The following is a 13,616-nucleotide window of genomic DNA, read 5'->3' as shown; positions in this document are numbered from 1 at the left end:
CTCTTCGTTGTTGTTCTGCGCTTCCTGAGTCTCTTCGTTGTTATTCTGGTTTTCCTGGGTCACTTCGTTGTTATTCTGGTTTTCCTGGGTCTCTTCGTTGTTCTGCTCTTCCTGCTGCTGATCCTGTATCTGATTATCAATCTCCTCTATAACTTCGGAAGGATCCACATCACTTTCAGTTGCAAGATTGCTGATAGCCTCTTTTGCTACATCCTTCTGAGCTGTGATGGCGTTGAGATCATCGATTGCGTCTGCCATTTTCTCATTAGCCTTAACCAGCAGGTTGTCCAGATACGTGATTGCCTGAGGAACTGTCATTTCATCTAAATTTGCAGAAGCGGGAACTTCTATTCCGAGGAACTTGGCCACATCTGTAACACCAAGGGCTTCAGCTGCTGTAAGAACGTAATTTTTGTGGTTCTTAAGTCCGTCTATGGCATCCTCAAGTCTCTCAACTTCATCTATAGCTTCCTGAGTTGCGTCTTCAGCCTTATTAACTGCGTCTGTGTACTCTTTATACTGCTCAACATATCCGTCAGCCTGCTTAATGAACTGGGATACCTCATTTTCGGTTTCCTCATCACCGGTCTTGATGTCCTTGGTATTTACGATAATGTTAGGATTTCCGTGGATGTTATTGTTGCTGTTCTGAACTACCTCTTTTACCTTGCATCCGTCTACCAAAAGATTTCCGTCTTCGTCATAAGAAAGATCTCTTGAATCAGCCTTTGCTCCATCAATCTGTTCCTGAGCGATATAATATGTAACTCCGTCTTTCTCGTAGCTGTATACTTTGAAATCACCCTTTCTGGTCTTTGATCTTAAAGTATCTAAAGCTGCTCCATTCTTGCCTTTTACTACAGCGTCCTGGAACCACTCCTCATCGCCGTAAATCTGTCTTAAATATGTATCTGCTCCTACCTCAAGCTCTGACTTTTCGAAAATGACGATTTCCTTGCTTCCGCCAAGTCCGTCGTAAGGATTTCCGTTAACCAGTCTCTTATCTGATCTGTCAAGGTTGAAATACTTTGTAACCTGATTGCCGTTCTCATCAAGATATGAAAATTCGTAATATGTATAATCCTGTCTGTCGAAACCTTTTACTTTCTGATTAAAGGTAATGGAATTCTCATCTATTGTTCCAAGAACCTGAGGGATGTAGTAATCCATGATGTATGCCTTAAGAACTTCGCCCTGCTTATCCCAGTTAGCTACGCCATTTCTGTTGTTTCCCAGTTCCTGTGCCAGATCATTTGCTGCTTCAGACTCTGCCTCGAGCTTGTCCTGCGCTTCTTCTACTGCATCCTTAAGAATATTTACCTCAGTTTTAGCATTATCGAGCTTCTGCTTTGCTGCCTGTACATCTGCTGATGCATCTGCAAGTGCCAGTATGAATTCATCCTCAGCCTTCTGGAGTTCATCTATAGCCTTTGAATAGCTATTATTAAGATCCTCGAGCTGCTCTTTTCTTTCATCAACTACTTCCTGAGCCTGTTCTACTAAAGTCTCAAGTCTTTCTATTGCTTCTTCAGCCTTTCCAACATCATTTTCAGCGGCAGCCTGATCGATTTCAGCTGTTATTTCATCTGCTTTTTCCTGTGCTTCTGCTACAGTCTCTGCAGCCACTTCAGCGGCTTCTTCTGCACTCTGGATTATCTCTACAACGTATGTTGCAGCTTCCTGCTCTTCTACATCTTTCTTTTCAGCTACCTTAAGATCCTGCTCTGCGTTATCTATATCCTGTGCTGCTCCCTGAGCTGCTTCTTCAATCTTTTCAGCGGCTTCGATGACGCTTTCAACGGCCTGATCTGCTACCATTCCGCCGTCATCTGCTTCAGCCTTGGTTTCCTCTGTGGTAATAGGAGCGATCTCTTCTACAATCTGTTCTATTGCTTCCTGAGCTACCTCTGCCTGCTCCTGCGCTTCTGCAGTTACTACCGGCTCAGCTTCCACTGTACTTGTTTCTTCTGTCTCAGGCTCTGTATTTTCAGGTGTGGGAGCATCCTCACCCTCTGCGTATGCTGTTATCGGTGATGAAAGAGCCATCATAGCAGAAATGCCTATTGTAAGGGCAGATATAACTTTCTTATCCATAATGTTTTTCTTCATCTTAATTACCTCTCTATCTTTCCCGGTTAACAGTTACACCTATGCTTTTAATCTATTGCGATGTGTTCAAACAGATACTGAAGAACATCCTCTGTAAATCTTTTTGCATTGAAGGCGATGGTCCTTGTTCCGTCCGCTTCATTGTCTTCTCTCACTACATCCGCATACATGATAAGCGTTTCAGCTACTATGATCACGTCCTTACCCATAAGAGAAGGTGTATCACTCTTTACTGTAATTGCCATTCCCAAAGGACTGATGTTCTTAACCTGTCCGTAAAACTTTTCCAATGAGTCTCTGTCAACTATTACGCTGTTTGCTTTGAATTCAATTCGATTGATTTTTCTACGTTCTTCCATGTTGCACCTCACATTTCCCTTTTTCTATATCCATTATATCGTCAAATGCCATCATAAATTTAATCATATATGGCAGTTTATTTGTCTTTTATGATTTTATTTATGATTGCTTTATGATTTTTATCATTTATAAAGAAAAAACCTGTTATACACAGCATATTGCCATGTATAACAGGTTTTCAAATCTCATTTATTATTCTAAAAATCAGTCTTTTTTGCCTGCAACCTTGTTAATAACCATCTTTCCGGCTCTCTTAAGAGCATAAGGTCCAACATATTTAAGCTTATCCTCGGCCTTCACCATCTTGCTGGCTTCAGGTATATCTCTTGTGAGATGGATAGCATCAAACTCACACTTGGTTGTGCAAAGTCCGCAGCCGATACAACGGTTCACATCAACTGTTGTGGCACCACAGGACAGACATCTTGATGCTTCAGTCTTAACCTGCTCCTCAGTAAGAACAAGTCTGAGATCATCAAAGGTCTCTTTTGCAACTCCGGCCTTTTTACCCGGAATCTGTCTCTTGGCATTATCAAAGCCCTCCAAAAGGATATTATCCTTATCAAGCTCGATAAACTCTCTTCTGTCTCTTGCAAGGTCAAGTCTGTTTCCTTTGTGTACAAAACGGTTGATGGATACCATACCCTCGCGGCCGCCTGCAATAGCATCTATGGCAAATCTCGCTCCGGTGAATACATCTCCGCCCACAAAGATATCAGGCTCTGCTGTCTGTCTTGTAAGCTTATCTGCTACTGCTGTGCCGTTTCTGTTGAGCTCAACCTTGGTTCCCTTAAGAAGGTCTCCCCACTGAACTGACTGTCCGATGGAAAGAAGCAGGTTCTCACAAGGAATCTCGATAGTGTCGTTCTCATCATACTTAGGGCTGAAGCGATGCTGGTCATCAAATACACTTACACATCTCTTGAATACTACAGCCTTAACATGACCGTTCTCTACAACTACTTCCTTAGGTCCCCAACCGTTCTTTACCTCGATGCCTTCTTCCTTGGCCTCTTCAACTTCATCTTTTGCTGCAGGCATCTCCTTCTCGCTCTCAAGGCAAAGCATTGTTACTTTGCTGCTTCCGGCTCTTACTGCTGTTCTTGCAACGTCTATGGCAACATTTCCGCCACCTACAACAACTGTATCTCCGCTGAGCTTAACGCTGTGATCCTGGTTAATTGTGCGAAGGAATTCCACACCGGTCTGAACGCCTTCAGCGTCCTCACCTGGAACTCCGGCAAGTCTTCCGCCCTGCATTCCGATGGCGATAAAGAATGCCTTGTATCCCTCTTCACGAAGCTGCTGGATAGTAACATCCTTACCAACTTCTACGCCGCACTTAAACTCAACGCCCATCTGGCGGATAACATCGATCTCGGCGTCAATAATATCTTTTTCAAGTCTGTAGCTTGGAATACCGTTCATAAGCATTCCGCCGGCTCTCTTCTCTTTTTCAAAAACAGTTACAGGATAGCCGTCTCTTCTGAGGAAGTATGCAGCTGAAAGTCCTGCAGGGCCTCCACCGATAACAGCGATCTTGTACTCATCGCCCCACATACCGCCATCATGCTTCTCGCAAAGAGGTACATAGCGCTTTTCTTTATTAAGATCAAGAGAAGCAATGAACTTTTTGATCTCATCAATTGCAAGAGGCTGATCAACCTTTCCTCTGGTACATGCATCCTCACAGCGTCTGTTACATACTGCACCGCAGATCATAGGAAGCGGATTGTCCTGCTTGATAAGGGCAAGGGCATCCTCATATCTTCCCTCGGAAGCCATCTTGATATAGCCCTGAACTGACAGATGTACAGGACATGCAGTCTTACAAGGAGCTGTACCTGTTTCATAACAGTTGATTTTGGCGTCATCCCTGTAGTTATAATTCCACTTCTCAGGGCCCCATTTCTTAGCATCAGGAAGCTCTGTCTTAGGGTATTTAACCTCGCTGCCGTCCTTTCTGCAAAGCTTCTGCCCCAGCTTGGCAGCGCCTACAGGACATACCTCAACGCACTTACCGCAGGCAACACACTTTTCCTTCTCAACATGGGCTCTGTAAGCTGATGCTGACATATTAGGTGTATTGAACAGCTGTGATGTTCTGAGGGCGTTACATACGCCGGGAGCGCAGTTACAGATAGCAACGATCTTGCCCTCGCCGTCGATATTGGTAATCTGGTGAACATAGCCATGACGCTCTGCTCTCTCCAGAATCTCATATACTTCTTCCTTGGTTACATAGTGACCGATTCCTCGATCGTCCATGTACTCGGCCATGTCGCCCATTCCGATACAGTAGTTTCCTTCGATCTCACCACTGCCTTCACCTCTCATAGCCTGCTGTTTACGACATGAGCACTCTGAAATACCATACTTGTCATACATATCGATCCAGCGTGAAAGGAGCTCTACGGGAACTGACTCATTCTCAAGGGTGATAGCCTTCTCAACAGGAATTACATGCATTCCGACACCTGCACCTCCCGGAGGTACCATCTGAGTGATTCCTGCCAGTGGAAGCTGTGTCATAAGGTTAAAGAAAGTTGCCAGCTGAGGGAACTTATCGGTCAGGTCTTTTTGCATCATCATGAACTCTGCGGAGCCAGGAACAAAAATAGGGAGTTCATACTGTCTGTGCTTATCGGGGGTTTTAGCCCTGTTCTGCTCGATAATTCCTATCCATTTGAGACGATCTACCATCTCCTGCGTCTTTTCAACGCTCATATTATTCATTTTTGCAAGTTCTTCTATAGAATAAGGAACTCTGGTTTTCTTGAAATTCAAAAGGAACTTAACCTGCTCCTTATCAAAAATCATATCGAGCATCCAGTATTCAGGATCACGATTATTGATCTTGTTTGTAAGCTTTTTTACATAGCGGTCGGTTATAAGCTTCGCAAGCTCAAGAACCAGCTTCTCTTTTTCCGGATCTTCCGCCACGTAATTGGGATCTTGCCAGTAATCCCTCTCGTTGATCATAGGATCACCGATCTTCCATTCTTTCATTGATTTTGCCATTTCATACCTCTTTACATATCAAAAATTAGTGGACAAAAAAAGAGACATAGTCTGCCCAGTATATAAGGTAGAGAAATGTCTCCTCATCTCTTGTCCCCATAACGCCGTTTCACCGGTGCCCTCCGTGAGAAACATTATAAGTGTTTTCATAATTAATATCAATCAATTAATTACAAATAAGATGCTCTATTTTGCAGAAAATTCCTATATCCCGCTCTTATTCCCACAATCACTCGTTTTGTGAAATTTTTGTATGGATTTTACTGGTTTTTTCATGCATCTAGGGTCGGATATCAGCTTTTTTGTTGCACTAATCCGTTTTGACTCCTACAATAATTATAGGGGGACAAATTATATGAACAGAAAAGTACTGAATGTAATACGAATTCTTGTAATTCTTATATGTATAGGCATCATTATCTATGAGAGCACACATATCTATCTGGATCAGAAAGAATACACCGTGGCTGAAGATGAATATATAGAAATAGTCAACAAGGCTACCTCGGTACCTCTTTTTCAAGACGACGATGCAGAAATCGTTGATTATCCTCTTTTATCCATAAACCATGCCGAACTTAGCGAAATCAACAACGACTATGTCGCATGGTTATACTTCCCGGCACTGGAAATAGCTTATCCGGTGGTAAAAGAGAACACCGTCAACGAATATCTCTACAAGACCTTCGAAGGCACTTCCAACAAGGCCGGATGTATATTTGAAGACGTATTAAGTGATGAGAACTTCTGCGGAATGCATGACATTGTATTCGGACATAACATGAAAAATGGTTCCATGTTCGGCAAACTGAAGCAGTTATACAATAATAAGGAAAGTGCAGCCCTAATAGACAGCAACCCCTATATTTATATATATACTAAAGATCATGTGTATAAATACAGAATCTTTGCTTATTACAGAACCGTTGTCGGTAGCAGCGCTTATTCCGTTGTAGAAAACAAGTCAGACTATGAAGAATTTATCAAATTTATAGAGCCTCAGACCACTTATAAAATACCAAGTGATATCAGTTTTAATGACTGTCCCTCTGTGCTGACTCTATCCACCTGTTCAGGACAATCAGGAAGCGGCAGACGTTTTGTTATCCACTCAGTAAAGATCGGTTCCTGGCAAACTGCAGGCAACTGATTATTTATCTCACAAAAACAGCCTCCGGGAAGATTGATATTCTTCCCGGAGGCTTTCTATTACCTCACTTTATTTCTCAGTAGCTACTGTAACATCAGCGCCGGTAATATTCACATTCTTATTTACCTTTGCATCATATGTATTAGCTCTCATGATCTCTGCAAAATCAACACCTGTTGCTTCGCTCATGGTATCAAATACCTGTTTCATGACAATTGGCATGTTTCCGGAGATTCTTGAAGCTCCGCTCTCACCGCCTTCACCGGTCTCATAGATATTGATCTTATCAATCTGTGAAAGAGGTTTTGCGATCTCAGCAGCAATCTGAGGCATTACCTTGATCATCATCTCAGCCATAGCTGCTCCGTTATACTTCTTATAAGCCTCTGCTTTCTTCTCCATTGCTTCTGCCTCCGCCAAACCTTTTGCCTTAATTGCTTCCGCTTCGGCACGGCCCTTGGCGGCGATACCTGCAGCCTCTGCATCCATCTTTGCTTTAATACCTGCAGCTTCCTGCTCTAAAGCATATTTAGCAGCTTCAGCCTGTGCTTTTCTTGCATCAGCCTCACGCTCTGTTTCGTACTTGGCAGCCTCAGCTTTTTTCTGACGCTGTACCAGCTCTGCTTCAGCCTTTTTCTCAGCCTGATACTTCTCGGCATCGGCCTTTTTCTCGATCTCAGCTGCAAGTTCCTGCTGTTTTACAAGTACTTCTTTCTGTTTGAGCTCTGCTTCGCGCTCAGCCTTAGCGATCTGAGCATTTACTGTAGCAGTTTCAATTGATTTCTGCTGTTCCTGCTGCTGAATAGCATATGCTGCATCAGCCATAGCGTTTGCTGTGTCAGCCTGCTGTTTAAGTTCAGCCTGCTTAATTGCCAGTGCGTTGTTCTTTTCAGCGATCTCAGTCTGAGCAAGAACCCTTGCATCGTTAGCGGCCTTATCTGCTTCTGCCTTAGCAATTGCAACGTCTCTGTCTGCCTGTGCCTTAGCAATTGCAGCGTCCTTCTTGATTTTTGAAGTATTATCCATACCAAGGTCATTTATAAGGCCATTCTCATCTGTAACGTTCTGGATATTGCAGGAAAGAATTTCAATACCAAGCTTGTTCATATCCTTGGAAGCTTTCTCCATAACCTGATCTGAGAAGCTGTCTCTGTCGGTATTGATAGTCTTAAGAGCAAGTGTACCAATGATCTCACGCATGTTACCCTGTAATGAATCCTGAAGGTCTTCTGTAATCTGATCAGGATCCTTGTTAAGGAAGTTCTTGGCAGCCAGCTGAATTGCCTCTGCGCTGGTACCGATTCTTACTTTTGCAACTGCGTCAACATTTACATTGATGAAGTCGTTTGTAGGAACTGACTGTTCTGTTTTAATATCAACTGTCATCTGTCCAAGGTATAATTTATCGACTCTTTCAAAAAACGGGATCTTGATTCCCGCACGTCCGATAAGAATTCTTGGAGTCTTTCTCATACCTGAAATAATGTAAGCTCTGTCCGGAGGCGCTTTCACGTAACCGGCGACAATGATCATAATGATCACAGCAATGAGCGCGAATAATGAAATTGTTTGAATGTTTAACATAAGATCCTCTCTTTCCTGGGGGTTACCCAATTGTGTGCGTACTGGCCTTTCTAATAATAAAGAGCCTTATCGCAAATATAATTGTTGCGATAAAAGTCTTGCAGTCTCACTTGATACGGAGGATTTCTTCTCCGGTTGACGATTTCAAGATCACCTAGTATAATCGGTGTTCCGCTACTCCCTTTTATCTTATGAATCAAATATATCAGACCGAAGAAACCAAATATATTCTCACTGAAGCGTGTTAAACAGGCTTATTTCTCTATTAAGTAAAAATATAAAATGCCTGTCATGAATTGAACTATGGTCGATTATTTGTTAACATTATATTGATAATTGCAAGGAGTGCCTAATAACATATTGAGAGGATTAAATAAATGGACAGTAAAGCAATCATAGAAGCTGTAGGCTACATAGGTTCAGCTCTGGTGGTAATATCGTTTTTCATGGTATCGGTGGTCAAACTCAGGGTTGTGAATACCATCGGAAGTGTGATCTTCATGGTGTATGCCCTGATTATTCACTCTTATCCCACAGCCATAATGAATTTTATACTTGTTTTCATTAACATCTACCATCTTGTGAAACTGAGTAATACAAAACGTTCTTATGACTTCGTGGAAGTAAATACCGGAGATAAATTATTGCACTATGCAATAGATACCTACAGCGATGACATACAGAAGTGTTTTCCGGGAACTGTTATTGATTTTCCCAACGCCAATGTCGGCTACGTTGTATGCCACAAGGGAACACCTGCCGGAATTGTCATCGGTACATTAAAAGACGGAGTTCTTGATCTTTTGCTTGATTACTCAACTCCTGAATACAGAGATTTTTCCATAGGAAACTTCCTGTTTTCCAAACTGCCCGGAAAAGGCATTAAGTCTGTTACCTACAGAGGGTCCGATGAGAATCACAAGGCCTATCTGTCAAAAACAGGCTTCGTAAACAAAGGGGGATATTACGAGAAAGTTCTGTAAAAAGATCTTTTTAATACAAGAAAGATAAATAAAAAGGGGAGAATACCAAGATAACTCTTGTTATTCATCCCCTTTTTTTATTACTGATTGTTTGCATTTTTCATCATGTTTATGGTTTCAATGTCATTGGCAGTAAGTCTGATATTGGATTCCAGAGTTTTACCGTCGGGAGTGGTAACTTTTATGGCAAAAACAGTACCCTCCTGAACAGCATTATTACCTACAGCCTGGAAAAAAGGCATTACCTTGGGATGGTCCTGCTGAAACTGGCTTAATCTCTGCTGAAGCTGCATAAGCAGCATAGGATTCATATTCATAATTAGATAACCTCGCTTTTTTAGATAATAAATATGCAATACATTCTAATATAACGGCGATAAAGATGTCAAAACCATGTTAAAAAGATGTCAAGTAAACTTGAGCGAAATCAATTTTTTATGTTTTTCAAAAGGCTATAATGCCTATTGCGCATGAATGTATGCGCTTACATTTTTTATAAAAAGATACTAAAACCTGTATTATTATAAGGAGGATAAATATATGTACGGATTTGGTGACATGATTCAGAGACTTAAGGAGAACCCTAAGACTATTGTTTTCCCTGAGGGATCAGACCCAAGAATTCTTGAAGCAGCTTCACGTCTTCTTGCAGGCAATTTCTTAAAGCCTATTCTTCTCGGCAACGAGGCACAGATCAACAAGGCTGCTGAGGATGCCGGATACAACATCAGAGGCGCTAAGATCATTGATCCTGATAACTATGATAAATTTGATGAGATGGTTGAGCAGTTCTGCGAACTCAGAAAGAGCAAAGGAATGACTCCTGAGAAGGCAATCCCTATGCTTAAGCAGACCAACTATTTCGGAACTATGCTTGTAAAGATGGGCTATGGCGACTGCCTCCTCGGCGGTGCTACATATTCAACCGCTGATACAGTTCGTCCCGCCCTTCAGATCATCAAGACAAAGCCTGAAAACACTATCGTTTCTTCTTGCTTTATCCTTGTTCGCCCTTCAGCAACAGGGGAGAACGAAGTGATTGCAATGGCTGACTGCGGTATCAACATCAATCCTAACGAGGATGAGCTTGTTGAGATCTGCGGCGAGACAGTTAACTGCGCTAAGAGATTCGGAATCGATCCTAAGGTTGCTTTCCTTTCATTCTCAACAAAGGGTTCAGCAAAGGACGATACAGTTACAAAGATGCAGAACGCAACAAAGAAGGCTCAGGAGAAGTATCCTGATGTTCCGATCGACGGAGAGCTTCAGTTTGATGCTGCCGTAGCACCTCGCGTTGCTAAGCAGAAGGCTCCCGGATCTGCTGTAGCAGGCCACGCTAACACCTTCATTTTCCCTGACATCAACGCAGGTAACATTGGTTACAAGATTGCACAGAGAATGGGCAATTTCGAAGCATACGGACCGATTCTTCTTGGTCTTAACGCTCCTATCAATGATCTTTCACGTGGATGCAACGCCATCGAAGTTTATTCAATGGCTATCATTACTGCTTCACTTGCATAATGACTTTGATTTTTGGCTAAACAAGTTTTATAATTATACATAGGTTATACATCAATAGGCTATCGCTTCCGGCGATGGCCTATTTTAATCAGAGAAAGCAGGATTCCATGTCAAAAACATCTACTATGGACATGACTCAGGGAAATATCAGAAAAGAGCTTATTCTTTTTGCCATTCCCCTGTTAGCCGGTAATGTCTTCCAGCAATTATATAACACTATCGACAGTATCATCGTTGGCCGCGTTGTCGGCGCCAGCGCTCTTGGTGCGGTTACAAGCGTTGCCCCCGCCATCACTACACTGGTAGGCTTTTTTATGGGTTTTTCAGCCGGAGCCAGTGTAATTATTTCACATAATTTTGGCGCAAAAGATAACGCAGGGCTTTCCAAAGCGGTACACACGTCTATAGCATGTACATTCTTACTGGGACTTGTCCTTATGGTATTCGGATATTTCATCACTCCGCCCCTTTTGGTTTTTATGTCCACACCTGAAAGCGTAATGCCCCTGGCTAAACAATATCTTCAGATCTATTTTCTCGGTATCCTGGGCCTTATGCTGTACAACATCGGATCTGCCATCTTAAGGGCTGTTGGGGACTCCGTGAGACCTCTTATTTTTCTTATAATAACCTCTGTTCTTAATATAATTCTTGATATATATTTTGTTGTAAACCTTAGATTAGGTGTGGCAGGCGCAGCCTATGCAACCATAATCTCTCAGTTTGTTTCAGCTTTTTTGACGCTTATTGTTCTGACAAGAAGCAAGGAAGTATATAGACTCAGAATATCCGAATTAAAAATCGATAAAAAAATAATACAGCAGATAATCACTATAGGAATGCCTGCCGGAATACAGACAGCTGTTATTTCTTTCTCTAATTTATTTGTTCAGGGATATATAAACAGATTCGGAGAACACAGCACTGCAGGCTGGGGAGCCTACGGAAGAATTGATAATTTTGTCATGCTGCCTATGCAGAGCATTGCACTGACAGCCACCACTTTCGTTGGACAGAACGCCGGAGCCGGCAATGTAGACAGAATAAAAAAGGGCATCAGAGAAGCCCTTTTAATTGCTGCAGTATGCACTTTGGTGCTGGTAATCCCGGAATTTTTAGCGGCACCACAGCTTGTTAAATTGTTTAATTCCGATCCGGAAGTAATCCGTTTTGGCACTTTATTCATCCGAATGAACTGCTTTTTTGATATTCTGTGCTGCAGTAACCAGACACACGCAGGCGCCCTCCGTGGTATCGGTGACGCCAAAGCTCCCATGTATATCATGCTCAGCTCTTTTGTGCTGTTCAGGCAGATTTATCTTTTTATAGCATCTCACCTTACTACATCAATCTATCCTATTTCGATCGCCTATCCCGCAGGATGGCTTATCTGCAGCATAATAATGCTTATATATTTTAATAGGAGCAATTGGGAGAACAAGGTGGATGCATCATATGCCAAATAATATCACTTGCTCTTTAAACTGATATTTTGCTGACGTCTTTCATGACTTTCATAATAATCGGCCTTACTGCTGTACATAGCTTCATCAGCATTCTTCACAGCTTTATTTATTGCACCGGAATTATTGGTCCATTCATGTCCGATGGCAAGTGAGACTTTTTTCGTCTTACTCTCCAGCTTCTGAACAAGCGCATTAAATCTGACCTCATCAACTTCGGGAACAATTGCTATGAATTCATCTCCACCGATTCTATAGCAATATTTTTTCTTAAAAACACCTGCAAAAATCTCAGCAGTATCCTTGATCAACTGATCGCCGAATTCATGCCCCTTGGCATCATTGATGGATTTAAGTCCGTTGATATCTGAATAGCATACACCAACCGTTGTTTTCATACCGGAAAGAAGATAAAGTGTCTGATTAAGGGCATATCTGTTTCCTAGTCCTGTAAGGGCATCATGGCTTCCTAAATACATAAGTTCCTGATTCAGATCATGATTTCTCATCTCAGCTGCAAGGAAAATAGCAACTGATTCAAATACTTCTGCTACGTTGATCTGCAGATTTATTGAATAATTATCAGCCACCAGATAACCTATAACTTCCTTTTTGTCCTTTAAGGCAGCTATCATATAATTGGATACTCTTCCCGCGAGAATATCCTGATAAACTATTTCATTAACGTCTGCTATGCAGTTCGTATCATCTACCATAACGACATTTTTGCCCTGAAGCTGCTTATCCCACATCATAGGGATATCATATTTTTCGAATACCTTTCTAAGCGGCATATCCAGGGTGGTAGTGTTGCTCATCCACTCAAATATCTCTTCGATTTTTCTGTCCTTCATCTGGGCAACAAATACTCTGTCTGCTTCTATGGTCTGTCCCAACCTTTTAAGAACCTTTTTTACACCTTTATGATACTCTGATGTAGTAAGTTCCTTGGCACACTCAATAATGACATTACTGGTGTTTGTAGCAAAAATGTTGTGATCTTCGTCTCTTTTAGTTGTGGTAACATCATGAATTATGAAAGCACAGAATCCTTTTTGATAAACCGGAACAGCCCAAAATTCGTACCATTTGTCCATTCTGGTATTATAAGTGCGATTCATGGAAGATTGTCTTAATATGGCGGCCTGATAACTGAATTTCAACCAGTCCTCATCCATATTGGATACAGTCTTATAGAAAGTATTGCCAATAAGTTCAGCAATGGGCTTGCCACATATTGCCGCATACTTCTCGTTGGCAAATAAAAAAAGCATATCTTTAACAGTTCCGAACGGATCTGTCAGAACCTTAAAAATACAACATGCATCCGGCAAGTCCCTTAGCATGTAAAGAATATCATTAGGTGCAAAATTAGCTTCTGAAGAATATCCTATCTTACCGTCTCCGATCCCCTCATTCATA

General features: G+C 41.9%; 10 protein-coding genes. 4 read left to right on the top strand and 6 right to left on the bottom strand.

What is annotated here, in order from left to right; genetic code table 11:
* From T359_RS0118575 to T359_RS0118565, 3 genes are all read right to left on the bottom strand, one after another.
* Positions 1 to 2,109: hypothetical protein (locus tag T359_RS0118575; protein ID WP_026518689.1), on the bottom strand; the 2,109-nt coding region annotated here is incomplete at its 3' end.
* 47 nt (positions 2,110 to 2,156) lie between these two features.
* On the bottom strand, positions 2,157 to 2,468 hold the full coding sequence (locus T359_RS0118570; protein WP_026518688.1) for a PilZ domain-containing protein: 312 nt from the start codon (positions 2,466 to 2,468) through the stop codon (positions 2,157 to 2,159).
* 205 nt (positions 2,469 to 2,673) lie between these two features.
* Complete coding sequence (locus tag T359_RS0118565; protein WP_051545637.1) at positions 2,674 to 5,451, bottom strand: FAD-dependent oxidoreductase; 2,778 nt, start codon at positions 5,449 to 5,451, stop codon at positions 2,674 to 2,676.
* Positions 5,452 to 5,845: 394 nt separating this feature from the next.
* On the opposite strand from T359_RS0118565, the gene T359_RS21115 reads away from it, so the two are divergent.
* Positions 5,846 to 6,640, top strand: coding sequence for a class B sortase (locus tag T359_RS21115; RefSeq protein ID WP_051545626.1), 795 nt, complete (start codon positions 5,846 to 5,848; stop codon positions 6,638 to 6,640).
* 69 nt (positions 6,641 to 6,709) lie between these two features.
* Here T359_RS21115 and T359_RS0118555 read toward each other — a convergent pair whose 3' ends face one another.
* On the bottom strand, positions 6,710 to 8,224 hold the full coding sequence (locus T359_RS0118555; protein ID WP_035785016.1) for a flotillin family protein: 1,515 nt from the start codon (positions 8,222 to 8,224) through the stop codon (positions 6,710 to 6,712).
* A gap of 377 nt (positions 8,225 to 8,601) precedes the next feature.
* Here T359_RS0118555 and T359_RS0118550 point away from each other — a divergent pair, with 377 nt between their 5' ends.
* Complete coding sequence (locus T359_RS0118550) at positions 8,602 to 9,207, top strand: YgjV family protein (RefSeq protein ID WP_026518685.1); 606 nt, start codon at positions 8,602 to 8,604, stop codon at positions 9,205 to 9,207.
* Positions 9,208 to 9,287: 80 nt separating this feature from the next.
* Here T359_RS0118550 and T359_RS0118545 read toward each other — a convergent pair whose 3' ends face one another.
* On the bottom strand, positions 9,288 to 9,524 hold the full coding sequence (locus T359_RS0118545) for a hypothetical protein (RefSeq protein ID WP_081795669.1): 237 nt from the start codon (positions 9,522 to 9,524) through the stop codon (positions 9,288 to 9,290).
* Positions 9,525 to 9,747: 223 nt separating this feature from the next.
* Here T359_RS0118545 and pta point away from each other — a divergent pair, with 223 nt between their 5' ends.
* Both pta and T359_RS0118535 read left to right on the top strand, forming a co-directional pair.
* On the top strand, positions 9,748 to 10,731 hold the full coding sequence (gene pta / locus T359_RS0118540) for a phosphate acetyltransferase (RefSeq protein ID WP_026518683.1): 984 nt from the start codon (positions 9,748 to 9,750) through the stop codon (positions 10,729 to 10,731).
* Between the two features lie 107 nt (positions 10,732 to 10,838).
* Complete coding sequence (locus tag T359_RS0118535) at positions 10,839 to 12,197, top strand: MATE family efflux transporter (protein WP_026518682.1); 1,359 nt, start codon at positions 10,839 to 10,841, stop codon at positions 12,195 to 12,197.
* Positions 12,198 to 12,199: 2 nt separating this feature from the next.
* On the opposite strand, the gene T359_RS0118530 is transcribed toward T359_RS0118535, so the two are convergent.
* On the bottom strand, positions 12,200 to 13,615 hold the full coding sequence (locus tag T359_RS0118530) for a sensor domain-containing diguanylate cyclase (protein WP_026518681.1): 1,416 nt from the start codon (positions 13,613 to 13,615) through the stop codon (positions 12,200 to 12,202).
* Position 13,616 lies beyond the last annotated feature (1 nt).

Source organism: Butyrivibrio sp. MC2021 (assembly GCF_000621605.1).
Lineage (GTDB): Bacteria > Bacillota > Clostridia > Lachnospirales > Lachnospiraceae > Butyrivibrio.
This window is presented reverse-complemented; position numbering and strand designations above follow the sequence as displayed.

Bases quoted from the DNA above. Each gene is read 5' to 3' on its own strand.
- T359_RS0118570 (WP_026518688.1), bottom strand. From the start codon at position 2,468: ATGGAAGAACGTAGAAAAATCAATCGAATTGAATTCAAAGCAAACAGC.
- T359_RS0118565 (WP_051545637.1), bottom strand. From the start codon at position 5,451: ATGATCAACGAGAGGGATTACTGGCAAGATCCCAATTACGTGGCGGAA.
- T359_RS21115 (WP_051545626.1), top strand. From the start codon at position 5,846: ATGAACAGAAAAGTACTGAATGTAATACGAATTCTTGTAATTCTTATA.
- T359_RS0118555 (WP_035785016.1), bottom strand. From the start codon at position 8,224: ATGTTAAACATTCAAACAATTTCATTATTCGCGCTCATTGCTGTGATC.
- T359_RS0118550 (WP_026518685.1), top strand. From the start codon at position 8,602: ATGGACAGTAAAGCAATCATAGAAGCTGTAGGCTACATAGGTTCAGCT.
- T359_RS0118545 (WP_081795669.1), bottom strand. From the start codon at position 9,524: ATGAATATGAATCCTATGCTGCTTATGCAGCTTCAGCAGAGATTAAGC.
- pta (WP_026518683.1), top strand. From the start codon at position 9,748: ATGTACGGATTTGGTGACATGATTCAGAGACTTAAGGAGAACCCTAAG.
- T359_RS0118535 (WP_026518682.1), top strand. From the start codon at position 10,839: ATGTCAAAAACATCTACTATGGACATGACTCAGGGAAATATCAGAAAA.
- T359_RS0118530 (WP_026518681.1), bottom strand. From the start codon at position 13,615: ATGAATGAGGGGATCGGAGACGGTAAGATAGGATATTCTTCAGAAGCT.